This is a genomic window from Pectobacterium carotovorum (genome assembly GCF_033898505.1).
Taxonomy (GTDB): Bacteria; Pseudomonadota; Gammaproteobacteria; order Enterobacterales; family Enterobacteriaceae; genus Pectobacterium; species Pectobacterium carotovorum_J.
The window spans coordinates 1,746,926-1,770,793 of the sequence record NZ_JAXAFK010000001.1 but is presented as its reverse complement, the minus strand read 5'-3'; the positions used below and the strand labels follow the sequence as shown (position 1 = coordinate 1,770,793).

Here is a 23,868-nt window from a genome sequence, read left to right as displayed (position 1 = left end):
TTCAGATATCGCATCCTTGCCAGTTACACAGCGTAAAGCGTGCAAATCAGAAACAACATACGGCCTTTCGGTAAGGTAATAACGCTTTTTATTATTTTAAAAGAAAATCTACGATAACTAACGGCCGGAAACACAGCGAAAACCGGGCTAGTTCTTCCTCTTGAATGACCATTGCTGAAAGAATTTCCTTTCTGTTGGAACTCACTGACCCGCTCTCCCACTTAATGAATGAACAAGATGACTGTATGTACAGCATGACAGTTCACCACCGTAAACATTCATTATATTTGGAGATATATCATGGCTTTAGGACTTTCTCAGGTTGCATCTCAGGCGGCTTCTCAGACTCTGGATACCGCAATGGCTGGTTCTCTGACGCGTGCAGCTGGCGCTCAGGCACAGAAAATTGCGCTGGATACGGAAAACTCCATTCTGGATGGTCAGATGGATTCCGCGTCCAAATCACTGAACTCCGGGCAGAAAGCGGCGAAAGCTATCCAGTTCTGATTGTGAGTGAACGAGCCGGAGCCTTGCTCCGGCTTTATTTTATCCGTCCGCGATGGAATCCACACCATGAAAATCAATCACGCCACCACGCCGTCTCAGTCGGGGGATGCTCCGCTGGCGGACAACGGCACGTCTTTTTCCTTCTCCGCCAATAATCAGGATGTGTCCTGGTTTAGCGCGGCGCTGTCGTCAGCACCGGTGACGGCAGAAAGCGGTAATAGCCAGTGGCTGGGCGCGCTGGCGGAAAAATCTCAGGGACTGAACGGCGTCTTTAAATCCGCCGAACGCGATGTCAGCCAGTCGATGCGCTCCAATAATCCCAAGGATGTGCTGGATGCGACCCGAACGCTGTCATCGTTCTATCTGGAAAGTCTGCTGAGCGCCAAACTGGTGGCGAAAAGTGTGCAAAGTCTGGAAAAACTCACCAACTTACAGTAGCGGCCTATGAAAATCGATAAGCGAGTGTTTCTTCTGCTGATCGGGCTATTGGCTGGCTGCGGCGAGCCGATTGAGCTGAATCGCGGGCTGTCGGAGAACGATGCCAACGAAGCGATTTCGATGCTCGGCCGCTATCAGATCGGTGCGGAGAAACGGGTGGACAAAACCGGCGTCACGCTGGTGATCGATGCAAAAAACATGGAACGTGCCGTCAATATTCTGAATGCGGCGGGTTTACCGAAGCAATCGCGTACCAATCTGGGCGAGGTTTTTCAGAAAAGCGGCGTGATCTCGACGCCGTTGGAAGAGCGCGCCCGCTACATCTATGCCTTATCGCAGGAGGTCGAGGCGACGCTGGCGCAGATTGATGGTGTGCTGGTCGCGCGGGTGCATGTGGTGCTGCCAGAGCGTATCGCTCCCGGCGAGCCGGTTCAACCCGCCTCGGCGGCGGTGTTTATCAAATACCGCGCCGAGCTGGAACCTGACGGGATGGAACCGCGCATTCGCCGCATGGTGGCCAGCAGTATCCCCGGCCTGTCCGGTAAAGATGATAAAGAGCTGGCGATCGTCTTTGTTCCGGCCGAACCGTATCAGGACACGATCCCCGTTGTCACGCTGGGGCCGTTTACGCTCACGCCGGATGAGATGCGGCGCTGGCAGTGGAGTGCCGGATTGTTCGGTCTGCTACTGGCCGGGCTATTAGGCTGGCGCGTTGGCACGCCTTGCCTGCGGCAATGGCAGCAGAAAAAAGCGGGGGCATCGTCGTCACAATGACAACACAAGCGCAACACTCAGGGCGCGAATCAGGTGACGCCACCGCGCTGGCATGGTTGACCTGGTGGGTAAAGGACTGCCTGCTACAGGCCGATCCCAGTTGGTGGCGCGGGAAGGTGAGGTTGCCTGAGTCGTCGCAGCGTCGTGACTGGCTGCACGTGAACGCAGCCCAGCTTCATCGCCATTTTTCTTTGCCGCCGCCGGACCCGTTTGCCTCACTGATGCACGTTTCACTGATGCAGATAGGGGCGCTGGATACGGCGCAGCGCGAAACGGTATTACGCCTGATGGCGCGGGTGTGTCAGCCCATGCGTAACCCAGATCGCTCCGATGCGGAGGGCATATGGTGCGAGCGGTTGGCAAAGGCGTTGCGACCGGGGTTGTGGCTACCGGCACCGATCACCTTTTCTGCGCCATCTTCCGCACCCTCGCCGTCGGAGTCCTTTGCAACTGGCTATCAGGATGCGTTGTTGCTGCTGCGCATTCGCTATGGTGAGGCGTGCTGGCCGCACCTGCGGCTGCTTTTTCCACGCGATTGCCCCTGCGACGGCGAAAATCATGACCCTGTTCCAACGATGTCAGTGCCCGCAGCCAGACTCAATGCGCTGTGCGATGCTCTGATCTGGAAAGCGTCGGTACCCACATAACCCTCCCATTTCTATTCATTTTGCTAAGGACGAAGCATGTTGATGACGAAGACGTTTGTGACATTACCCGGCGGCAGTCGGGATGAAACGGTGATTATTCCGGCGGAGCGAGTCGCGGCGCACCGCCGTAGTCGGACACTCTGGGAAGAGGCCAATGCGCAGGCCGAGACGATCGTGGCACAGGCGCACGAACGTGCTCGGACGCTCTGTGAGCAGGCGGTAGAACACGCAGAAGCGGAATTCTGGCAGCAGGCAAACGCGCTATTGCAGGGTGTTCAGCAAGATCGAATGCATCTGGAGAAGATCGTGATTACGCAAGCCGGGCAGTTGCTGCGCGATGCGCTGGCGCATTTGCTGGATAAAACGCCTGCACCGTCGCGCCATCACGCTTTACTGCGGCAGTTGCTAAAGCAACAGCAGGGGGAAAGCCGGGGAACGCTGTACTGCCATCCCGCCCAGCTTGCCGATGTACAGCACTGGCTGGATGCACATACACATCTTGAGTGGCGTCTCGCCAGCGATGAGGCGCTGGATAGCGATGCCATGAAGCTGATTACGGCGCACGGCGCGATGTCGCTGAGCTGGCAGCAGGCGGCAAAACAGCTCATTCCGCCTGAACGTTCTGCCGCCAGATGAAATAGCCTCTGACAAAATTGCTACTGACAAGGGGAACTGCACGCCGGGGTTAACCACTCACTATCAGGTCAATAACCCACTTTTAGGTTAACGGCCAAAACGTCAGGTCAACGACCAAAACCTGTGTTGTGAGGAAACTACCTTATGAGGAGAGCGTGCGATGTCCCTTACCCCGATCCAGCGTCGTCTTGACGCGCACCTGGTCGATTCGCAGAAACAACTGGATGATATTGCGCTGAATGTTGCCGAAGGCGGCGCCAGTCAGGCGGATAGCTACGCCTTTTTTGAAGCCAGTATGGATTATTCCAATGCCAGTTGGGCTGTCGGGCAGCTGTTGAGCGTTAAACACGGTCTGGCAAAGGCCATCATCAATGACTTCAACTGAGTTGGCCGCGATGCTGGAGCGTTGGCTAAACGGCGGGACGTCGACGCTGAGGCTGGAGATTGACGGCGGCGCGGTGGCGATGGTGCGGCAGTCATCGGGCGTGGCATGCAGCGCGGCTATTCCGCTGCGTGCGTTGCCGGATGAGCCGATGCTGGCGCGAGCCTTGCAGCTGGCTGACGCCGCCCACGCCCAGTTTCAGGATGACACCGCCATTCTGTCGCTCTCACCGCAGGATGAACAGATCTGGCTATGGATGCGGCCCGATGCCGATGATGTCATGCAGCTCTGCCGCAGCCTGGAAACCTTACTGAATCAACGGGACGTCTGGCTGAGCCTGCTTACGCCGCGTGCGAAGGTGCCCGTTTCCGCTCCACTGAATTTGAACACGCTGGCTTTTTTGCAAGGAGAACGACATGCGTAAGGGACTGATGCGTCATCGATCGTATCGCATTTTGCTGGCGGTCTATCGCTGGTTTTGCTGGGCGGTGGTGCTGATCGGGATTATCCCGGTGAACGGAATGATTGCGCTGGCGCACGCCGCCACGCCAGCTGACTGGAACAAGGGGGCGTATGCGTATTCTGCCGAACAAACGCCGCTGTCTGCGATTCTGACGGATTTTGCCAACAGCCACGGTGTGGACTTGGTGTTGGGCAATATTGCGGACAATGACGTCACGGCGAAAATTCGGGCGGAGAACCCTGCGCTGTTTCTCGACAGGCTGGCGTTGGAGCACCGCTTTCAGTGGTTCGTATATAACAATGCGCTGTATGTCAGCCCGCAGGATGAGCAGGCGTCGGTGAGGCTGGAGATTTCCCCGGATGCTGCGCCCGATATCAAACAGGCACTCAGCGGTATCGGGCTGCTTGATACGCGCTTCGGCTGGGGGGAATTGCCTGAAGAAGGCGTGGTGCTGGTCACCGGTCCGCAGGCGTACATCGATCTGATCCGTAATTTCAGCCAGCAGCGCGAAAAGCAGGACGAACGGCGCAAGGTCATGATTTTTCCGCTGCGCTATGCCTCAGTATCTGACCGGACGCTGCAATATCGCGATCAGAAGGTCACCATTCCCGGCGTCGCGACCATTCTCAATGAGCTGATGGATGGTCAGCGTGCGGCACCAGCGGGCGCATCGGGGCCAATGCCTGTGCAGCCGGATACGGGGATGGAAGCGATGCGGGACAGTACGCGTTCGCTGATGACCCGGCTGGCGACCCGTAATAACCCAGGGCGCAGTGGTGAAGCATCGGACCGCGTGACGCTAAGCGGCAAGATTTCCGCTGATGTACGCAATAACGCGCTGTTGATTCGGGATGATGAAAAACGCCGGGCGGAGTATCAGCAGCTCGTCGAGCACATCGACGTACCGCAGAATCTGGTCAACATTGACGCCATTATTCTTGATGTGGATCGAACCGCCCTGTCACGGCTGGAAGCGAACTGGCAGGCGCAGCTCGGCAATGTGAGCGCGGGCAGTACCATGATGATGGGGCGAAGCACCCTGTTTGTCAGCGATTTCAAGCGCTTCTTCGCCGATATTCAGGCGCTGGAAGGGGAAGGAACGGCTTCCATTGTCGCCAATCCTTCCGTGCTGACGCTGGAGAATCAGCCCGCGATTGTCGATTTCAGCCGGACGGCGTTCATTACGGCGACAGGCGAACGTGTTGCAGAGATTCAACCTGTGACCGCCGGCACCAGCCTACAGGTGACGCCGCGCGTGGTCGGCGAAGGGACACAGCGCAGCATCCAATTGGTTATCGATATCGAAGACGGTCAGGTGGAAACAGGACGCGAAGGTGAGGCGTCAGGCGTGAAGCGGGGCACCGTTAGCACGCAGGCGCTGATTGGTGAGAACCGTGCGCTGGTGTTGGGTGGTTTCCACGTTGAGGAGAGCGGTGACCGCGATCGCCGCATTCCGATCCTCGGAGATATTCCGCTGCTGGGAAAACTGTTTACCTCGACGCGCCATGAAGTTTCCCGCCGTGAACGCCTGTTTATCCTGACGCCGCACCTTGTCGGCGATCAGACCGATCCCACACGCTATGTTTCCTCCGCCAATCGCCAGCAGTTGAACGGTGCGATGAGCCGCGTCGCGTCGCGCAACGGTAAAACGGACCTCTATAGCCTGATTGAAGGCGCATTTCGCGATCTCGCCAGCCGTCAACTGCCTGCCGGGTTTAAGACCGGCAGCAGCGGCGCGCGATTGGGCGAGGTGTGTCGCTCGCAGTCGGGTCTGATCTACGACAGTTCACGCTATCAGTGGTACGACAATGGTCAGGTGCGCCTGAGCGTCGGCGTCGTGCGTAACGGCGGAACGCAGCCACAGCGTTTTGATGAAGCCGCCTGCGCCAGTAGCCGTACGCTGGCGGTCGCCGTATGGCCAAAAACGACGCTGGCGCCGGGGGAATCCAGCGAGGTATTCCTGGCGTTGCAGCCCGCGTTAGCGTCTCAACCAGCCCGACGTAATGTGCTGACATCTCGATAGTTAAATTAACCAAGGACATTCTCATGAACTACAAAGCATTGTCCGTCGCGCTGATCGCTCTCTTGCTGAGCGCCTGCAATGCACCGCGGCAGGCGGCTAACTGCGCTTCCGTCACCTGTCGTCCGCAGCCGGAAACGCGACAGCTCATCATCTGGTGGCAGCCCGATCTGCGCAGCGGCCCGGCGGATTACAGCAGGGTCAGCGTGGATGAGTGAGCCAGCAGAGATATTCGACAATCAGCATGACTTTCTCACGGCGCTGGAAACCGCGTCGACGGCCTGTTGGTCAGTACAGCCGGGCGTCACTCTGTGGTTTACGGCGGTGTCGGCACGACAGGCGGCGCTCATCTTAACGCTGGCGCCTGCCCGACATTACCCCGGTATGCTGCGGCAAATTTTACAACGTCGCTTTCTGGAGGCTGACGCGCTGCCTGCCTGTAGCCTGAGCCTGGACGAACAGCAAAATCTGCGGTTACGCCGCATGCTATCCACCGTGAGTGAGTCGGTCGCGGCGATCGATGAACTCTGGCGTTTGGCCGGTCTGCCGCCGCGCTGAGCCGTGAAAAAGTCGTGTGTTTTCGTGCATAAGACGGGAACCGTACAGGCAGGAAAATCACTTAATAGGGGAGTGTCACAATCACGCGGGCTAACCGCACATCCATTGGCGCTTTCATAACCCATTTACTCATTGAGGAAACATTATGCTTAATTCTCTTGGTGGCGGCACTTCTCTGCAAATCACGATCAAGGCGGGCGGTAACGGCGGTTTATTTCAATCTCAGTCTTCACAACAGGGCGGTTCGCCGTCGCAGTCGGCGTTTGGTGGTCAGCGTAGCAACATCGCAGAACAGCTGTCCGATATTATGACGACCATGATGTTCATGGGCAGCCTGATGGGCGGCGGCCTGGGTGGTGGTTTAGGCGGTGGGCTCGGTGGTTTGGGCAGCAGCCTGGGTGGATTAGGTGGCGGCTTGCTGGGCGGTGGCCTGGGTGGCGGTCTCGGTAGTAGCCTCGGCAGCGGTCTGGGCAGCGCGCTCGGCGGTGGATTGGGTGGAGCGCTGGGCGCCGGTATGAATGCCATGAATCCATCGGCCATGATGGGCAGCCTGCTGTTTAGCGCACTGGAAGATTTGCTGGGTGGTGGCATGTCGCAGCAACAGGGGGGACTTTTCGGTAACAAACAGCCGTCGTCGCCGGAAATTTCCGCCTACACCCAGGGCGTTAACGATGTGCTGTCCGCTATTTTGGGCAACGGCCTGAGCCAGACGAAAGGGCAAACTTCACCGCTGCAACTGGGTAACAACGGCCTGCAAGGCCTGAGTGGCGCGGGCGCTTTCAATCAACTGGGCAGCACGCTGGGGATGAGCGTTGGGCAAAAAGCCGGCCTGCAGGAGCTGAACAACATCAGCACGCACAGTGACAGCCCGACGCGCTACTTCGTGGATAAAGAAGATCGGGCGATGGCGAAAGAAATTGGTCAGTTTATGGATCAATATCCTGAAGTCTTCGGTAAGCCGGAATATCAGAAAGATCACTGGCAGACGGCGAAGCAGGATGACAAATCCTGGGCGAAGGCGCTGAGCAAGCCGGACGACGACGGCATGACCAAAGGCAGCATGGATAAATTCATGAAGGCGGTCGGCATGATCAAAAGCGCGGTCGCCGGTGATACCGGCAATACCAACCTGAATGCTCGCGGCAATGGAGGCTCATCTCTGGGTATTGATGCGGCCATGATTGGCGACCGTATCGTCAATATGGGGTTGAAGAAGCTCGCTGATTAAACGGTGTGTGTTCTTGAAAACGCGAATGCCGGTCACGTCATGTGTCCGGCATTACCTTTCGTATATATTATTGACTTGCTAATGGATAGGCCGGTTTATCTTTTCCTTCAATAATCCAGTTCACCCAGAGCTTTTCGGCGGAACCTTCGAGTAGAGTGACAAAGTTTCGGGTGCGGATATAACGATTCGAGCCATACGGCTTGAGCATATCTGAGGTGATAGATCTATTCTCATCCAGATATTCTGTGTCATCGTTTGTGATGGCCAAAATATCTGGCCATTGGATATAAGTGGGAGTTGGATGGTGAAACAACTTGATGGATATTGACCGGCGGGGTTTGGCGTTTGTCGCGGATAACCCCCAGGCACCCCCCATGAACATCGCCAGAAAGCATCACGGTTTTACCTTTACGCGTTTTGGTATTGTCCAATAAACTCATGATGAGCTTTTGGCGCTCACCCTGGTGCTCTTTAGCTCGCCAGTGATCTTTTAAATCATCGGTGACTTCTTCTTCCCAAGGGGGTTAGTCGACAAAGGACTCTGCTGCAGCAAAATCTCGGTAACCCACTGGCACAGCTGTCATCACCAGAAGGTCGCCTTCTTTCGATTGATCAAGAGCTTTAGCGATATGTTCCCAATGTGTGGGACTCATGACTTGGGTGAGAGTACGTTCTGAACGATTGTCCAGAACCAGAATGGTATATGTATAGCCTCATCCCGCCACGTTGCACCGCTACCTGAGACGAGCGGGTATTGTCAGGCGTAGCGCCGCGCCAGCACTGAAAATCAAAGACCCTCATTATGTGGAAAAGCGGCTCGTCATCGAATGCGCCGTCGGCCAGAAGCGAGCAGAGCATCCCGTGTTTTATCAGGATGAAGTTTATATTGACCTGAACCCGAAAATCGGTGCGAACTGGATGCTCAAAGGGCAACAGAAACGTATTACTACACCGGGACATATCTGGCAGATGCGTTGCCTTCGGAGACGGGACGAGTCCATTATGGCAGTGCTGTAAAAATATTATTATTTATCAAATTATTATTTGAGTTTCGGCGGGCGTGTTGGCGAGCGAAAACCATTACGCTGGCCGTTGATAACTACATCATTCATAAAAGCTGCAAGGTGGAACGGTGGCTGGAAAAAATACGAAGTTCCGGTTGTTGTTCCTGCCCACGTATTCGCTGTGGCTGAATCCAATTGAGTTGCTCTGGTTGTTGTTGGACGAAGCGATAACGCGTAACCATCAGTTCCGGTATATGTGGTAGCTACTGAAACAGGTGAAGCTATTTATGAATGCTGCTTTGCCGTTCCCCGGTAATCAGCATGGTATGGCTAAAATGGAGCGGTAATATGCGAAGTTATTTAGAATCGGATAAGGCAGCACTAAGTCCTTTATTTGAGCACGAAAACTTCAATGCAAGATGCTGGGCTAACGAGCAAGTTGCTTATATTGATAGGAAAATTATCGAATAAACAAAGAGAGATGAAGAAAATAGTTTTTTATATTAGTCAGTTAGTGGTATTAAAGTGATGAACTCCTAACTCAGTAAAGATTCATTTCTCTTTTCATTTGAAGGAGTAATATTAAAGTCGGTAATCTAATCAATTGAGCCGGTTCTTCATTCGGTTTCATCTGTCTAAATCGATGAAGGTACTCTCTTAACAGCAGAGACATTTTAATTTTTAATTAGTTAGCCTGAAAATATTAATTTAGTGAGAAGTCGGTTTTAAACTCCATGTAATCTCGAGGTTTTTGTATATGACGGACAAGTCTGTACCACTTATGCGGTATTTTTCTTTGGTACCCAAATCCGAAACTGACTCAGACGAGAAGGAATTGAATTCACTCTGGATCGATCGGAAGCGCATTGGTTGGCAGGAGCTTGAGGAAGAATATCGTTGCGTCATATTGGCTGAAGCTGGAGCAGGGAAAAGCTTCGAGATGGAGGCTCGTGCAAAGCATGTAGAGCAATCAGGCCGCGCAGCATTTTTCATCAGGATAGAAGATATCGAAGATGGCTTTGAGAATGCATTCGAAGTTGGCTGCGTACATTCTTTTGAGCATTGGCTAGATTCGCATGAACAAGCTTGGTTTTTCCTAGATTCTATCGACGAGGCTAGGCTGGAAAACCCGCGTACTTTCGAGAAAGCAATTAGGCGTTTTGCTACGAAAATCAAACCGGCGCAACAGCGTGCGCACGTTTTTGTTTCCAGCCGTCCCTATGCATGGCGAGCGCGCTCTGATCGAGAATTGCTTGAGCGGTACCTGCCATGTGACAGGCTGACAATGGAGGATACGACTAGAATAGAGAGTCGTTCCTCAGAAATCGATATTGATGAGTCTGTTGAACCTCAGAGTGCGCTGCAGGTATACCTGCTCGATCCACTTGATGATAGTGGGATTCGCATCTTCGCAGAACATCGGGGAACGCCACAAGTAGACAAACTGCTCATTGATCTTCAGCGTGCAAATTTGATATCGATGGCCGCCAGGCCGTTTGATCTTGAAGGCATCCTTGCTAAGTGGAAAACAGACCAAAAGCTTGATGGGCGGCTCGAATTATTGCGACATAATATCGCACTTTGTTTGGATGAAATCGATCCAAGCCGCACTCAACGTCAGCCACTTAATAGAGAAAAAGCAATGGTTGGCGTACGTTTGCTTGCTGCTGCGGTGATCCTGACTGGTGAACCTGGCATTCGAATTCCAGACTCAACTCTGTCTAATAAAGGCATTGATGCGGCGACTGTTTTAGGAGATTGGGAACCGGCAGAAGTTCAGGCATTGCTTGAGCGTGGAATTTTCAACGATGCACTTTACGGTATTGTGCGATTTCGACACCGAGAAGTGCGAGAGCTACTCGCGGCGGAATGGTTCAGTCATCAACTAAGATCTGGTCATTCTCGACATGCAATAGAGTCTTTGTTTATTCGTGAACAATATGGCCATTCGGTCATAACACCTCGGTTGCGGCCAATATTGCCTTGGCTGATCTTGTTCGACGATGCAATGCGTCATAAAGCATTGAAAATTGCACCTGAAGTTGCAGTTGAAGGAGGTGACGCCGCGCACTTACCCTTTACTGTTCGCCAAGCCATCCTCACAGAAATTGTCACGCGTATTGCCGAAGATAGAGATGAACGTTCTGTTGGTGACAACAGTGCTATAGCCCGCATTGCCCACTCTGACCTAATTAAAGACGTCCTCAGTCTTATCACGGAACATCGAAACAATGACAATGCAATCTACTTCTTAGGCAGATTGGTTTGGCAAGGTGATATGACGGCATGTGTACCTGCATTGACTGATATCGCAGTTGATTCAGCGCGAGGAATTTATGCGCGCATTGCTTCAGCGCGGGCTGTGATGACGTGTGGGATGTGTAGCCAAAAAGATCACTTATGGGATCAACTGAACACACATCCTGATACGCTGCCAAGAAGATTGCTTGCAGAAGTGTTAGAAAATGCTGACTCAAACATGCTCTCGGTTGAACGCTTGTTGATGTCAATCGACAAACTTGAAGCTTATGAGCGTTCTAACATAACTGGATTGTGCCGTGCATTGCATGGCTTCATTAAGCGTTTTCCTTTAGATGGAGCTGCGCCCAGACTTTTGGTGGCACTCATTAGTGGCTTAAATGGTTATCTCAATCGTAAACCTTACATTGCGCGGGGAGAATGCCATGTTTCAAAAGAATTTACATGGCTCTTATCTCCTGCGACCCATGCCGTTGAAAGATTGGCCTCCATTCATTCTGAGGACGTACTTTCATCAGACTCACTCGCAATTATGTTGACGGTACCAGCAGTGAGATTTTGGCGCGGTGAAGGATTTGACGAATACAAAACTCTACTTCACGAAATCGTACCAACGTGGAAGGTGTTGAACGATGCACTGTTCTGGCAAAGTATTGAGGAAGTACGTGAAAGGAGAGATACGAAGAAATCCGAACGTGTAATTGATGATTTTTCTGTGCAGTGGCTCGGGCATTTTTGGACGTTTGGAACAGACAGATTTGGCGATGTTCTGGGTTTTGTCGCAACACGAGATTTTTTGGATGACAAGCTTGTTGCTGTATCTCTTGCATATAGACTTTACAAATTAGCTGACGAGCCCGAAGACTGGTTAAACAAACTAAAGCGTGTTACAGAAGGGCAAGTGGAGTTGAAAGAGCACCTTGATACTTTTTTGAACCCACTAAGGTCGCAAGCAGTTACCGAATGGGAAGAAAAGGAATCACGCCGGCAAGCTAAGTGGGAAAAAGAAGAGCGCAATCGTAACCGAGTGGAATGGATTGAGCGTTTAAAAGCAACACCGGATGTTATTCGTAATCCTCCAGGATTGAATCCGGGCGAGTTTAGCAATGATCAATATCACTTATTAGACGAAATTGAAGGCAACGGTAGCCGTTCAGATGGTGCAAACTGGGTGAAGTTGATACCTGAATTTGGGGAGGATGTTGCAAGAGCTTACCGTGATGCGGCAGTATCATATTGGCGTAAATTTTCCCCAACTCTCAGATCCGAGGGGGGCGACACAAACTCGGTAGCCTATCATTTGATCTTTGCGATGGCTGGTCTCGAAATCGAAGCAAGGGAGAATAACAGCTTTCCAGAAAATTTGACCGAAGCAGAGGTTCATCATGCACTTCGGTATATTGTTTGGGAACTTAATGGTTTTCCGAACTGGCTTGAGCGTGTATATCGAATTTACCCAAAATTGGTCTTAGAAACAGTACTTACTGAGTTGTATTGGGAACTTGCACATACAACTGTGGACCAGTCGATACATTATATTCTGCATGATCTGGTTTACTATGCTCCTTGGTTGCATAAATGTTTGGTGCCATCGATTCTCAACTGGATGAAACAATACGATATTCAGAACCCTGACGCACTCCGTTACTGCATCCATATTTTGATGAGTGACAATACCCATTGTGATGCTGTTTCAGATTTAGCCCAGTTAAAAATTGCAAGTAATCTAACAAATGAACAATTAGCAACTTGGTATGCAGTTTGGGTAGATCTTGACGCTAGTAAAGCTATTGCAGATTTTGAAAAGTGGCTAATAAGCCTCCCTTCAAAAGAAGCATCAAAAGCAGCGCAGTTGTTTATAACAAAATTGATGGGTAGTCGTTATTCTTGCAACATGGGTGCTAGCCATGGAGACTCCCTCAGTGTGATGCACCTTAAGGTGCTTTATGTTCTTATGCATACGTATATTCGGGTGCAAGACGATATAGAACGAGTTAGCGGGGTGGCATATTCCCCAGGGCTGAGAGATGATGCGCAAGATGGTCGTAACGCACTATTCAACAAGTTATCCTCAATTCCTGGCAAAGAGACATACGTTGCTCTCATTGAACTCTCCAGAGAACATCCTGTTGTAAAATCTAGATCTTGGATGGAAAGACTCGCGTATAAACGAGCTGAAGAAGATACAGACTTAGAACCTTGGTCAGCGCAGCAAGTGCGGGATTTTAGCCAATACCAGATGCGAACGCCTACGACACATCGACAACTCTTTGATCTCACAGTAGACCGTTTAATTGATCTTAAGGCATGGATCGAAAATGGCAACGACAGCCCCTACAAAACTTGGCAAAGAGTTGAAGGAGAAACGGAGATGCGAAACCTTGTGGCAGGATGGCTGAGCAATCACTCTTCTGGACGCTACACATGTGCACAGGAAAACGAACTTCCTAACAGTCAGAGACCAGATATTTGGACTCAACATGTACTCATACCTTCGCCAGTTCCTATTGAGCTAAAATTACTTGATAATTGGACTGGTCCACAGCTCTGTGAGCGATTGCGTAATCAACTTGCAGGTGACTATCTGCGTGAACACACTGCTGGGTGCGGAGTCATGCTTTTGGTTTGGAAAGGTCAATCTAACAAAGAGCATTGGCAGATCGGGGAGCAGAGAATTATGCTTTCGGGCTTAAAAGATGCGCTCAAATCTTATTGGGATTCCGTTGCCAGTAATTTCCCTAGTGTAGTCGCAATTGATGTTATTTTAATCGATTTAACTGTTAGAGATGCGAAGTCAAAAGATTGAAGATGACATTGTTGTAAAAGCTGTTCATGGATCTATAGTAAAGCCCCCAAAAAAAGCCAGCACAGGTTTCCCAGGCTGGCTTTTCCCTGATGCGGTGATGGCGCAGGTATTACAGTTGACGCACCGCAATAAAACGATCGGCGATCAGGCGGGCAACCCAGAACGAGGTCTGCGCCACGTCGCTGTGTAGCCCGTTCTTCGTGTGGATGTCGGCCTGATGCAGAAAATCCTGCTCCAGCGAATCCACAAAGGCGTCAAACTCGAACTCACCCCGCCGCAGCGATCCTGACTGGCTAAGTACGGTGTTCAACTGTGTTCTCACCAGATGGATAGCCTGAGTGAATGATTCGCGTTGAGCCGGCGTAATGTACCCGCCTTGTTTAGCGAGATCCGCCCAGCGTGTCGGAGTGGGAGAGGTCATCGTGTTTGGCATCTTAATTCACCTGCAAGTTGGCGGAATCCGGCACTTTGTAGTGATTATTGACATTCGTCAGGTTGATATTGCTGCCTTTGACGTTCAACCCTTCACTGTCGCTTTTCACAAACGAGAACTTGCCGTTTTCTGCGTCAATGTTGCTCAGGTTCAAGTTCCAGTTACCCTGTTGTCCACCGTTGGTGCGAACGAACGTACCGAAATCTTTCGCTTTGAAATTATCGATAGTCAGGTTGGCATCTGCGTTCAACTGGAAAATCTTATCGGCAGCGCCCTGAGCGCTACTGTTGGTGATCTCCACGTTGGCTGGCTTACCGGTATTGGATTTCACCGTCAGTGCATCTTCACCCACGTTGGTCCAGTGCACGTTATCTATTTTGGCATCGCCGCGAACGTGTACGCCATCCGCTGCGTTATCACCAAACACCACGTTTTTGAGGGTCGCGCCCGGAGCTAGCTCAAATACCGGTTTCTGGCCTTCAGCCTGGCCGCCGTCGCCTAACTTGCTACCGGCGGTGAAGGTTTTACCGCCGCCGTCAAAGGTTTCTCCGGGGCCGACTTTAATAGTTTCATTTACCACGGTGGCATCACCGCTGGCTGTTGGGAATGCAACTGGGCCAGCACCTGCGGTTGATGTGCTGGGCGATGCCGCGGAACCACCGCCAACGCCAGCTGGGGCGGCCGTCAGTGGAGCAGACGCGCCGCCGCCGTTACCGCCAACGGGTGAAGACGGCGCTGAGGGTGCAGCAGGTGAACCACCACCGCCAGCAGATGGCGCAGACGGTGCGGCAGGCGACCCACCGCCACCGCCGGATGCAGCCTGCGGCGCGCCCACTGACGGCGAACCGCCACCTTGAGACTGTCCGCTTTCTTGCGGCTGGCCGAATTCACCTTTCTGTGAATCCATCAGATTGCCGATTAATTCCAACAGCGCTTTTAACAGATCGTTACCGCTCAGTTGACCGCCGCCGTCTGCCGTTGGGCTGATGGCATTATCTAATGCGCTGCCAGCCGAATCTTGCAGCAGAGAACGACTCAGATCTTCTGGATTTTGCGCACCACCTGCACCACCCGTGCCGGATGAACCCGCCAGCGGTGAGGCACCGCTGTTGCCGCCTGCCGCGCCCGACGAACCGGAAGAGAGTGGATTTCCCGCTTCCTGCCCGTTTTTACCCGGAATCAGCGCTTCCAGCAGTTTCATCAGCATATCGGCAGGACTGCCGTTTTGCCCTAACGCCGAGCTCCCACCGTTGCCTGCGCCAGACTGGCCCAGCGGGCTGCCATCAGTCGAGGACGGCGTATTGCCCTGTGCATTAGGCAAGAGCGCGCTAAGCAGGGTACCCAGCGCCTCCATGAGCTGGCTATCCTGTTGCGCAGAGCGTGGCGATGCCCCGCTGTTACTGCCTGAAAGCGGGGAATTCAGGCCAGTTGATGACAGGCCTGCGCCGGGTTGTATGCTGAGCGTAATCGTCATATCAGCCATAACATCTCCTTGAAAGTGAATGAATCGTGATGGGTCATTAACAGGCTTACGTCTGTTGCGTATTAAGTGAGGGAAGGTGTGATGTGGTTCCCGTTCCGGGAAGAGAAAGATGTCGGGAACCGAAAGGTGAAAATGACCACTTAACCGACACGTTCACTTCATTACCTTTGGAACTTGTTATGCAGAAAATCCAGCATGTTCAGCCTGGTCTGTCTATTTCGGAGATTGCACCAGCCACGTTAGCTAAAGCATCGTTATCGCAGGGCAGTAGCACCAGTGCGAGCCAGAAAGGCGCGCAATCCCTGATTCAGCAAGGTTTGCATGATAAAAGCAAACCGCCAGCGCTGGAGCAGGGAAGCAGCAGCCAGGTGAAAAACCAGGGTGCGCGGTCGACAACCCTGCGCGAACTATTTTCATTGGAAGGCGCGAGTCAGCGTTTACCGCACGTACAGCGTGATTCGCTGGCGTCGGGCGGACCAATCCAAAGCCTGCCGCGTTTTGCTGCTACCGAGGCTGCTGAGATCAACATCCGCGGCAGCAGTACCGCTACACCTGCTGCTAAAGCCGATATCACGCTGGACAGTCACGGTAAGCTTCAGTTCGGCAAGGGGTTGCCGGAGGCGCTGACCACGCTGTTACAACAGACTATCGGGAAGAATAGCCAGCCGTTCGTCGCCCATCATGAAAATCAGGAGGCGCAGCAGCACGCGTTAGTCGACAAATCAGGGCGACTGTTCGTGATTCAAAGCGATGACAATCAGCACATTGCGCTGCACAGCAGCGGTCGCAGCGCGATGCCAGCGGGCAAGATGAGTGCGAGTAACGTACAGCTGGAATCCACGCCGGAGCGCCTCTCTTTGCAAACAAAAGCGGGGGAATCGACCAGCGTGCCGCTATCCGGGCGCATGAACCATGAGTTGTTGACCGGTGTCCATCGACAGCCCGATTCTGCTTCCGGTGCTGGCGAGCAATTGCGTCTCCATGACGGCAAGCTCTTTGCGCTGAATACCGAGTTTGGCGTCTGGCAGCAAAGCAGCGATGTCTCCCACAGCCAGTTATCCCGGCAGGGCGATGGACAGCTGTACGCGGTCAAAGATAGCCACACGCTGAGCAATCTCTCGTCGGGGGCAGAGTCATCAACGTTCAGCGATAAGATTACGGCGTTCTCTGCCAATCAGAACGGGCAATCGGCCGTGCTGACCGAGCAGGATCACCTTACGCAGCTGCATCTGATGAGTGCGTTGGATGCGACACCGCAGCCGGTGGCGCTCAAGCTGGACAGCGGCGAACCGGTATATGCGAAAGCAGTGGGGTTAACCGCAGAACACCTGCTGATTGCTGATAATGACGGCAAGCTTTACCACGCACCGCTGCCTGAGGCGGGTGAACCGCATGTCACATTAACCCCAGCCAGCACGCCAGAACTGAATGCGGTGCTGGGCGATGGCCACCGTATTACCGGATTTGCCCACGATGAACACGGCCAGACGCAGGCACTTGCCACCGATCGTCAGGGGCAAAAACACGTTGCGCCTCTGGGACAAAATGGGCTGTCGCCAACGCCGGGGTGGAACCTGAGCGACAGTTTGGTGGTGGATAATAAACTGGGGCTGACCACGACGGCGCCCGCGGCGAAAGACACCTTAGATCTGGGACGGCTGGGGCAAATTGGGTTACAGGATGGCAAAGTCCATTTTCACAACGGCAATACCCAAAGCTGGGAGGCATCCAGCGTTGAAGCCAGCCAGCTGAAGCGCGGACTGGACAATCAGGCTTACACGCTGAAAGACGGTGAAATCACGCCGCTGTCCATCAATCAGAAATCAGGCACGTTTACGCACGGTGATAACACCGTGTTTGCGCTGCCGCAGGTGCGAATGACGCCGTCTGCGGGCACCGCGCTTCCTGGTATCGCGAAGGACGATGGCGTCTCGGCGATGGCGGTGATCAACCGTAATAAATTTATTGCTGTCGATAAGCAGGGTGACCTGCATTTCCACCAGATCAAGCCGGGCACGGATAAACTCGCATCACCACCGCTGGCGCTGCCTAAAAATGGGCTGTCCGGTGAGATTCAGGACATCACGCTGGATCACCAGCAGACGCTCTTCGCCTTGAACAAAGATGGGCAGCTTTTCCAACTGCCGAAGGCCGACTGGCAAAATGCGGCTAATCATGACACTGCCCAATGGCAGCCGGTGAAGACGCCGATTGAGGGGAAAATCAATTCGCTGGGCACGGATGCGCAGCATCATTTGCAGGTGGCGCATGACGATCATGAGCTCCATACACAGCAAGGCAACGCGTGGAAAACGGCGGTGCCAAAAGGGCAGGAAGCTTTACCCGCAGAACCCCGTGCCGCAGAAACGGTGTTTGGCCGGCTTGATGTGGCGACAAAAGGGACGAAGATACCGTTGACCGGGGTGACGGTTAAAGCTGATGTTCAGGTTTTGGGGAAAACCGGCGAAGAGTCACAGCAGGTGAAAAGCAAGCTGTCAGATTTGCTCAGAGCGCATGTTGTCTCGTTCTCCATGGAAGTCCCCCGGCCGTTAAAAACCTTTGCTGACCATGTTCAGCATCAGATCAGCGGGCGTGAAGGACTGAAGCCCGTTTACGACATGCAGACGGAGTTACTGAAAAAACTGGATGCCACGACGGGCCAGCCGCAGGGTGCGGCGATGGATCTGGAAAGTAAGATAGACAAGCTGGATCTGGGGGAGAAAGGGAAACCGTTGGTGAACTTGCTCAAACAGTTCCAGACCGAACTGGAAAGCAGTTCGGCCAAAGCAGCCCTGCTTATCGGCAGGCAGCAGGGCGTGGTGAACGATAACGGTGTCATGAATACGGAAGGCAAGCCTGCCAGCGTGCATGGCAGAGAAAAAGATCTGGCTCCAGTGCTGCTGGCAGCGATGGAAAGCCATCCGTCATCGAAAACGAGTACGGCCGGTACGCTGATTAAAACCTTTGTAGACAGTAAAACGCCGATCGCGCAAAAGCCGAATAGCGAGGCGTTTGGGCAGCAGCGGGATACCAGTGATGCCCTGTCGCTGGCGAAAACGCGACTGGTGCTGGATACCCTGGTGCTAGGTGATTTGCATAAGCTGACCGATCGCATCGGTGCGTTATCCGGCACATCGCCGGGTGAGGCGGAACTGGCCTCGATGATGAAAGAACTTAACGCGCTGCGGCAGGGAGACTACGGCGACAATCCGGTGAAAAAGATGACCGACATGGGGTTCACCAACCATAAAGCGCTGGAAGCGGATTATGACTCGGTTAAAACCTTTATGAAGGCGTTCAGGAAAGAAGAAAACGCTGTCAGCGTAACGTCGAAGACCGTGATGCAGGCGGCCAGCCAGACGGACATGATCGATAAAATGAAAGCGACCGTTCTGTCGTTGGACAGCAACGAAAGTATCGCGTTTAACCGGACCTATGGCGGCGGGGCATCCATGTCGTTTGTGGTCAGCGGCACGCCATTGCCTTTCCCTCCGGTGCCGGGTGGCGGTGTCAGCGGCGAACGCAATTACAATCTGAGTTTTTCTCGCGGTGAAAACGGCATCAATGTCGCCTTCGAGCGTTCGGGCGGGATCACGGGGAAAGTGAGCTACTCCGGCGGGTATGACGTCAGCGAGTATCTGACAGGAAAAACCTCGGCGCAGATGACGCAAAACATTAATAGCAAACACAGTTTTGCACCGGATGTTCGCGCCTCATTCGGCGTATCCGCCAGCCTGCAAATGGCGCAGCAAAACGCCTTGAACTTTACCCTCAGCGAAGAAGAGCTGCCCGGATTTATTGATGGCCTGTCGAGCGGCACGATCAACCCGCTTGCCCTGCTGGATAAAGGGGAGCAGCACAGCGTGAAGGCGGGTAAAACGGTCAGCTTCAATCTGGATAGCAACGCGGCGCTGGAACTGCGCGGCGGCATAAACCTGACGGAAAAAGGTGCGGCGCCAACCAGCGCTACGCTGCGTGGATCGGTGGGCCTGACGGCAAGCGCCAACGTGCTGTCTGCCACCAGTTCGTCCAGCGTCGCGCAAGGGGAAAAATCCACCACCTATACGGAATCCGACAACCGCCTGCGTTTCATGAATCAGGCCGCAATGGGGGCAAACGCGACCCTCAGCGCGGGTGCCGCCAGAACCACGCCGGATGGCACCGTCCCGTTCTTCACTTCGGCCAGCATCGGGGTGAATGTGGCGGCTGACTCGCGCACGAACCAATCGATCAGCCTGGGTATGAAGAAAGCCGAGCCGCTGGAGAAAAAGGACATCGACGCGCTGACCAAAACGCTGAACTCCGCGTTTAACGATCCGGCCAGTCAGCTTTTGATTGACGGTGTGAAAAAAATGGCGGAGCCGGACGACCAACTGGCCATTCTGAATGAGCATTTTGCGGATAAAACAGCAAAAACTGACGACCAGCATCAGGGTTTGATGAGTCTGCAAAAGCTGAACGTGCGACAGGATGTCGCGCAGCGCGATGGTGCCACGTTGGATAGCGTCAAGCACACGACGTCCTACACCAATCTCAGCAAACTGACGGAAAACGGGCTGTTCCAGGTCATCGGCAACCATCTGTTTTCTTCACTGCCGCCGAGCAACGCCGATCGCATTAATCAACTGATTGCGGACAATCCGGCGCTGAAGGATATCGTGAGCCGCTTGCAGGATAACGACCGTGCGTCGGTGACGGTTTCGCTAGAGCTGAAAGACGATGTGCGGGAAAAGATCGAGAAGGGCATTCAGAACAAAACGCACGGCAAGGATGATGTGATTGCGCTGTTTAAGGACGGCAATAATTTACGCCTCGCCAGTATTGATGTTTCGCAGACAGTGAAGAAGAGCGAAGGGTTCAATACCCCGGCGGTCATCATCAACGCCTCAAGCAGTGCAGGCGTGAGCATGAACAAACTGCTTGGCAGCGTCAGCTTCAGCTACGGGCAGGATCAAACCGTGCCGCAAAGTTACAAACTGAGCGGCGAGATTGCAAAAGCCAGTCCGGCTACCGCCAACGCCTTACAGCAACTACAGCAGGAAGGCCTGCAACTTAACGGTTAATTGTAAAGAGTAAAGGAGAACAGAATGACACCGACACAACAGCATATTACTCGCCTATTGCGCCATTACGGTTCGCTCAGCCGTACTCCACTGAGTTTGCAGGACGGCATCTGCGCGCTACGCGAATCTGACGGGCAGGAGGCGGTGGTGTTAGAGGTCCCCGCCAGCAGCAGCGTGTTGTTATTACACAGCGATGTGATGCGATTTCAGGGGGACGTCAGTACGGCGGTTTACCAGCTGATGCTGATGCTTAATTTTGAAATGGCGGCGATGAAAGGCTGCTGGCTGGCGCTGGATGAGAACTCGACGCTGCGTTTGTGCACTCAGCACACCGCAGAATCGCTCGATGAACCCAGCTTTACCGCGCTGCTGCCCGCATTTATCAGTCAGGCCAAAGAAACCCGACTGCTGATTCGCGGCTTATTGCCCCGGCTCATGGCGGCTTAACGCGGTTGATTAGTGTTAACTTATTGATCCATAGCAATAAAGGCCAGCATCGTTTCACTGCCGTCCAGAATGTCGGATTGGATGGCCTGCCGAGCGGCGCTGGCGTCGCGCTGCTGTAGCGCGGCGAGGACGTCTTCGTGATGTTCGATCGCCATCTGCACGGAAAAATGCGCATAGGCCTGGGCAATCAACGGGCCGGTGCGCATCCACAAGCTGCCGATAAACTGCGTTAACAGCGGCATACGCGCCGCCTGTGCCAGAAACAGGTGAAATTCGCTATTTAACCGCAGGGCTTCGCGTAGATTTTTCTCGTCAATCGCCAGACGATTCTGGCGAATATTCTCTTCAATCTGCTCCAGCATCTTCGGCGTAATGTGTGCGGCAGCCTGCTCGGCCCCCGTGCCTTCCAGCGCCAGCCGCAATGTGCGGATCTCGATAAATTGTGCTTCGGTCAACTGGGGAACACGGATATCACGCGGCGTTTTGAGCACCAGCGCCTGCTCTTTCGCCAGTTGTAGGATCGCATCTCGCACCGGCGTTACGCTGGTGCCAACCTGTGCGGCAAGCTCCCGTATTCTCAGGCGATCGTCCGGTTTGAGTTGACCGGTAATTAACGCCTCGCGCAGCATGGTATAAACGCTGGAGCCTAAATAGCTGTGATTGATCTGCCCAATTGGATAATTCACTGTTCCCCCAGAGAGAAGCGCTGCGCAACGTGGTGAGATAAGCCGGTGTTAACGCCGCAATAGCCTGCGGCAATGAGGCGCTACTATATAATATGATGCATCAACGACGCTATGGGGGAGGCATCTCTTGGGGGGGGAAGCGACAAGAAAAGGTCATGAAATACGCAGTATTGTATGGCGAGGTGTAACAATCCTAAAATTATTGGTTAAGGAAATATTTTATCGCGACTTAACGCAAACCAATTGTCATAAAATTATATATTACCTGACATATTGAGCTTGGTAATTAACGGTTCTACTATGCCAAAAAAATTATTATCTCAGGGATGAAACCATGCGTGGTTTTTTCAGGCTGATCTTTATCACGCCTGCGCTATTTTTTTGTACAGTATTTCCGGCATTTTCCGCGCCGCTTAATCCGGCAGACAGAAATGACATCCAGCAGCGGCAGGCCGAGGTGATCGATCAATCTCGGCAGCAGCGTGATTCCTTATTGCAATTAAATCAGCCACAAACGACGGTAAATCCAGCCGGCGGCAGCGATACTGGGCACTGCTTTCCCATTAAGGAAATTAATTATCACAATAGTTCGCTGCTGCGTGAAAGAGACAAAGAACGGTTAAATAAAGATTATATTAATCGTTGTATTAATGTTAATGATATAAATCAGCTGATTCATGACGTCAGTAATTGGTATATCGAACGGGGGTATATTACCAGTCGAGCCTTTATTGCTGAGCAAGATCTTTCCAGCGGCGTATTGCAAATCGATATTCTGGAAGGTCGCCTCGAATCTATTAACATTAATAATCAATCGACGTGGGCATTAAAGCAGGTTTTCCCAGGGCTGGAAGGCGAAATTCTCAATCTCCGGGATATCGAGCAGGGCATGGAACAGCTCAACCGCATGCCGACGCAGCAGGTGAGCATCGAAATTCAGCCCGGCAACCAGCCAGGCTATTCTATCGTCAACCTGACTAGCAAAAAGCAAATTCCGCTGACGGCAAACATCAGTTTTGACAATAGCGGGCAGAAAAGTACCGGGGAGCGGCAGCTAAACGGCGGCCTGTGGGCGGATAACGTACTGGGGCTGGCCGATCAGTGGTTTATCAGCGGCGGGCACAGCAGCGAATTTCGCGATAGCCGCAATGCCGAAAGCCTGCAGGCGGGCGTGTCGCTGCCTTACGGCTACTGGACGCTCAGCTATGACTATTCTGAGAGCCGCTATCGCAACGATTTCATCAACCGGGATTTTCTCTGGCATTCAACCGGCGATAGCCAGACGCACCGTGCCACGCTGTCACGCGTGGTGTTCCGTAATGGCGACATGAAAACCAGCCTCTCGGCGGGCATGTCGCACCGCATCGGAAAGAACTACCTGAGCGATGTACTGCTGCAAACCAGCAGCCGTAAACTCAGCAGTGCGATTATTGGCATCAATCATAGCCAGAAACTGTGGGGCGGGCTGGCGACGCTGAATCCGGCTTACAGCAGGGGAACGCGCTGGTTTGGCGCGGAAACGGATGACGGTAAGTCTGACGATGCGCTGCGCGCTGAGTTCAACAAAGTGACGCTGGCAGCCAGTTATTACTACCCGATCGCAGACAACCTCCATTACCTCACCAACCTCTACGGTCAGTATTCACCGCAGCGCCTGTATGGCAGCGAACAGGTCACGCTGGGCGGGGAAACCTCCGTACGTGGTTTCAAAGAACAGTATCTCTCAGGCAATCGCGGTGGTTACTGGCGCAACGAACTCAACTGGCGGGCAACACAGTTGCCGCTGTTGGGCAGCGTCACCCTGACGGCGGCGGTGGACGGCGGGCATCTTTTCTCACATCAGGCCGAAAGCGACTCGGCGGGCACGCTGTGGGGCGCGGCGGTAGGGGCAGGGGTCGCGAATCAATATTTATCACAACAAATCACGGTTGGCTGGCCGTTGGCACACCCCGACTGGCTAAAACCGGATAGCGCCGTGGTGTATTACCGCGTTGGGCTGTCGTTTTAATTATTCATTTTTAATTTTTCGTTGTT

Annotated in this window: 19 protein-coding genes and 1 pseudogene; 16 read left to right on the top strand and 4 right to left on the bottom strand. The window is 53.3% G+C overall.

Going from position 1 to position 23,868, the window contains the following annotated elements:
* Nucleotides 1-300 precede the first annotated feature (300 nt).
* The 11 genes from R9X49_RS07875 to R9X49_RS07825 all read left to right on the top strand — a co-directional run bounded on the left by R9X49_RS07875 (nt 301) and on the right by R9X49_RS07825 (nt 7,653).
* Nucleotides 301-507, top strand: a complete 207-nt coding sequence (locus tag R9X49_RS07875) for an Hrp pili protein HrpA (RefSeq protein ID WP_009112561.1) — start codon at nt 301-303, stop codon at nt 505-507.
* A gap of 66 nt (nt 508-573) precedes the next feature.
* The gene (locus tag R9X49_RS07870) at nt 574-945 is read left to right on the top strand and encodes an EscI/YscI/HrpB family type III secretion system inner rod protein (protein ID WP_319847859.1); all 372 of its coding nucleotides are present in this window, start codon (nt 574-576) and stop codon (nt 943-945) included.
* A gap of 6 nt (nt 946-951) precedes the next feature.
* Nucleotides 952-1,719, top strand: coding sequence for a type III secretion system inner membrane ring lipoprotein SctJ (gene sctJ, locus R9X49_RS07865; protein WP_319847858.1), 768 nt, complete (start codon nt 952-954; stop codon nt 1,717-1,719).
* Nucleotides 1,716-2,366: a type III secretion protein gene (locus R9X49_RS07860; RefSeq protein ID WP_319847857.1), complete on the top strand. Its 651-nt coding sequence runs from the start codon at nt 1,716-1,718 to the stop codon at nt 2,364-2,366. The genes sctJ and R9X49_RS07860 overlap by 4 nt, the downstream gene beginning before the upstream one ends.
* Before the next feature lie 36 nt (nt 2,367-2,402).
* Nucleotides 2,403-3,002, top strand: coding sequence for a type III secretion system stator protein SctL (gene sctL / locus R9X49_RS07855; protein WP_319847856.1), 600 nt, complete (start codon nt 2,403-2,405; stop codon nt 3,000-3,002).
* Nucleotides 3,003-3,162: 160 nt separating this feature from the next.
* Nucleotides 3,163-3,387, top strand: a complete 225-nt coding sequence (locus R9X49_RS07850; protein WP_319847855.1) for a type III secretion protein HrpF — start codon at nt 3,163-3,165, stop codon at nt 3,385-3,387.
* Complete coding sequence (locus tag R9X49_RS07845; RefSeq protein ID WP_319847854.1) at nt 3,374-3,808, top strand: type III secretion system chaperone; 435 nt, start codon at nt 3,374-3,376, stop codon at nt 3,806-3,808. The genes R9X49_RS07850 and R9X49_RS07845 overlap by 14 nt, the downstream gene beginning before the upstream one ends.
* Complete coding sequence (sctC, locus tag R9X49_RS07840) at nt 3,801-5,870, top strand: type III secretion system outer membrane ring subunit SctC (RefSeq protein WP_319847853.1); 2,070 nt, start codon at nt 3,801-3,803, stop codon at nt 5,868-5,870. The genes R9X49_RS07845 and sctC overlap by 8 nt, the downstream gene beginning before the upstream one ends.
* Before the next feature lie 23 nt (nt 5,871-5,893).
* Entirely contained in the window at nt 5,894-6,085 is a 192-nt protein-coding gene (gene hrpT / locus R9X49_RS07835) for an HrpT family type III secretion system protein (protein ID WP_319847852.1), read from the top strand.
* Nucleotides 6,078-6,425 carry a type III secretion protein gene (locus tag R9X49_RS07830; protein WP_319847851.1) on the top strand — a complete coding sequence of 116 codons (348 nt, stop codon included), beginning with the start codon at nt 6,078-6,080 and terminating at the stop codon, nt 6,423-6,425. Before hrpT ends, R9X49_RS07830 begins: the two co-directional genes overlap by 8 nt.
* Nucleotides 6,426-6,570: 145 nt before the next feature.
* Nucleotides 6,571-7,653, top strand: a complete 1,083-nt coding sequence (locus tag R9X49_RS07825) for a type III secretion protein HrpN (RefSeq protein ID WP_319847850.1) — start codon at nt 6,571-6,573, stop codon at nt 7,651-7,653.
* Between the two features lie 67 nt (nt 7,654-7,720).
* On the opposite strand, the gene R9X49_RS07820 is transcribed toward R9X49_RS07825, so the two are convergent.
* Nucleotides 7,721-8,029: a hypothetical protein gene (locus R9X49_RS07820; RefSeq protein ID WP_319847849.1), complete on the bottom strand. Its 309-nt coding sequence runs from the start codon at nt 8,027-8,029 to the stop codon at nt 7,721-7,723.
* A 338-nt stretch (nt 8,030-8,367) separates the two neighbouring features.
* On the opposite strand from R9X49_RS07820, the pseudogene R9X49_RS07815 reads away from it, so the two are divergent.
* Together R9X49_RS07815 and R9X49_RS07810 are read left to right on the top strand one after the other, a co-directional pair.
* A pseudogene (locus R9X49_RS07815) lies at nt 8,368-9,004 on the top strand (IS630 family transposase); the annotation flags it as partial.
* Between the two features lie 410 nt (nt 9,005-9,414).
* Entirely contained in the window at nt 9,415-13,722 is a 4,308-nt protein-coding gene (locus R9X49_RS07810; RefSeq protein ID WP_319847848.1) for a hypothetical protein, read from the top strand.
* A 109-nt stretch (nt 13,723-13,831) separates the two neighbouring features.
* Here R9X49_RS07810 and R9X49_RS07805 read toward each other — a convergent pair whose 3' ends face one another.
* Nucleotides 13,832-14,155, bottom strand: coding sequence for a DNA-binding protein (locus R9X49_RS07805; protein WP_319847847.1), 324 nt, complete (start codon nt 14,153-14,155; stop codon nt 13,832-13,834).
* A 1-nt stretch (nt 14,156) separates the two neighbouring features.
* Nucleotides 14,157-15,638 (bottom strand): pectate lyase, encoded by a 1,482-nt coding sequence (locus tag R9X49_RS07800; protein ID WP_319847846.1) that lies wholly within the window; start codon nt 15,636-15,638, stop codon nt 14,157-14,159.
* 179 nt (nt 15,639-15,817) lie between these two features.
* Between R9X49_RS07800 and R9X49_RS07795 the strand changes: the two genes are divergently transcribed.
* Both R9X49_RS07795 and R9X49_RS07790 read left to right on the top strand, forming a co-directional pair.
* On the top strand, nt 15,818-20,701 hold the full coding sequence (locus R9X49_RS07795; protein ID WP_319847845.1) for an AvrE-family type 3 secretion system effector: 4,884 nt from the start codon (nt 15,818-15,820) through the stop codon (nt 20,699-20,701).
* A gap of 24 nt (nt 20,702-20,725) precedes the next feature.
* On the top strand, nt 20,726-21,148 hold the full coding sequence (locus R9X49_RS07790; RefSeq protein WP_319847844.1) for a type III secretion system chaperone: 423 nt from the start codon (nt 20,726-20,728) through the stop codon (nt 21,146-21,148).
* 20 nt (nt 21,149-21,168) lie between these two features.
* On the opposite strand, the gene R9X49_RS07785 is transcribed toward R9X49_RS07790, so the two are convergent.
* Nucleotides 21,169-21,834 carry a GntR family transcriptional regulator gene (locus tag R9X49_RS07785; RefSeq protein WP_319847843.1) on the bottom strand — a complete coding sequence of 222 codons (666 nt, stop codon included), beginning with the start codon at nt 21,832-21,834 and terminating at the stop codon, nt 21,169-21,171.
* Nucleotides 21,835-22,168: 334 nt separating this feature from the next.
* Here R9X49_RS07785 and R9X49_RS07780 point away from each other — a divergent pair, with 334 nt between their 5' ends.
* Nucleotides 22,169-23,842 (top strand): ShlB/FhaC/HecB family hemolysin secretion/activation protein, encoded by a 1,674-nt coding sequence (locus R9X49_RS07780; protein ID WP_319847842.1) that lies wholly within the window; start codon nt 22,169-22,171, stop codon nt 23,840-23,842.
* The last annotated feature ends 26 nt before the right edge of the window (nt 23,843-23,868 follow it).

Coding starts and splice junctions, on each gene's coding strand:
- R9X49_RS07875 (WP_009112561.1), top strand. CDS start 301: ATGGCTTTAGGACTTTCTCAGGTTGCATCTCAGGCGGCTTCTCAGACT.
- R9X49_RS07870 (WP_319847859.1), top strand. CDS start 574: ATGAAAATCAATCACGCCACCACGCCGTCTCAGTCGGGGGATGCTCCG.
- sctJ (WP_319847858.1), top strand. CDS start 952: ATGAAAATCGATAAGCGAGTGTTTCTTCTGCTGATCGGGCTATTGGCT.
- R9X49_RS07860 (WP_319847857.1), top strand. CDS start 1,716: ATGACAACACAAGCGCAACACTCAGGGCGCGAATCAGGTGACGCCACC.
- sctL (WP_319847856.1), top strand. CDS start 2,403: ATGTTGATGACGAAGACGTTTGTGACATTACCCGGCGGCAGTCGGGAT.
- R9X49_RS07850 (WP_319847855.1), top strand. CDS start 3,163: ATGTCCCTTACCCCGATCCAGCGTCGTCTTGACGCGCACCTGGTCGAT.
- R9X49_RS07845 (WP_319847854.1), top strand. CDS start 3,374: ATGACTTCAACTGAGTTGGCCGCGATGCTGGAGCGTTGGCTAAACGGC.
- sctC (WP_319847853.1), top strand. CDS start 3,801: ATGCGTAAGGGACTGATGCGTCATCGATCGTATCGCATTTTGCTGGCG.
- hrpT (WP_319847852.1), top strand. CDS start 5,894: ATGAACTACAAAGCATTGTCCGTCGCGCTGATCGCTCTCTTGCTGAGC.
- R9X49_RS07830 (WP_319847851.1), top strand. CDS start 6,078: ATGAGTGAGCCAGCAGAGATATTCGACAATCAGCATGACTTTCTCACG.
- R9X49_RS07825 (WP_319847850.1), top strand. CDS start 6,571: ATGCTTAATTCTCTTGGTGGCGGCACTTCTCTGCAAATCACGATCAAG.
- R9X49_RS07820 (WP_319847849.1), bottom strand. CDS start 8,029: ATGGGGGGTGCCTGGGGGTTATCCGCGACAAACGCCAAACCCCGCCGG.
- R9X49_RS07810 (WP_319847848.1), top strand. CDS start 9,415: ATGACGGACAAGTCTGTACCACTTATGCGGTATTTTTCTTTGGTACCC.
- R9X49_RS07805 (WP_319847847.1), bottom strand. CDS start 14,155: ATGCCAAACACGATGACCTCTCCCACTCCGACACGCTGGGCGGATCTC.
- R9X49_RS07800 (WP_319847846.1), bottom strand. CDS start 15,638: ATGGCTGATATGACGATTACGCTCAGCATACAACCCGGCGCAGGCCTG.
- R9X49_RS07795 (WP_319847845.1), top strand. CDS start 15,818: ATGCAGAAAATCCAGCATGTTCAGCCTGGTCTGTCTATTTCGGAGATT.
- R9X49_RS07790 (WP_319847844.1), top strand. CDS start 20,726: ATGACACCGACACAACAGCATATTACTCGCCTATTGCGCCATTACGGT.
- R9X49_RS07780 (WP_319847842.1), top strand. CDS start 22,169: ATGCGTGGTTTTTTCAGGCTGATCTTTATCACGCCTGCGCTATTTTTT.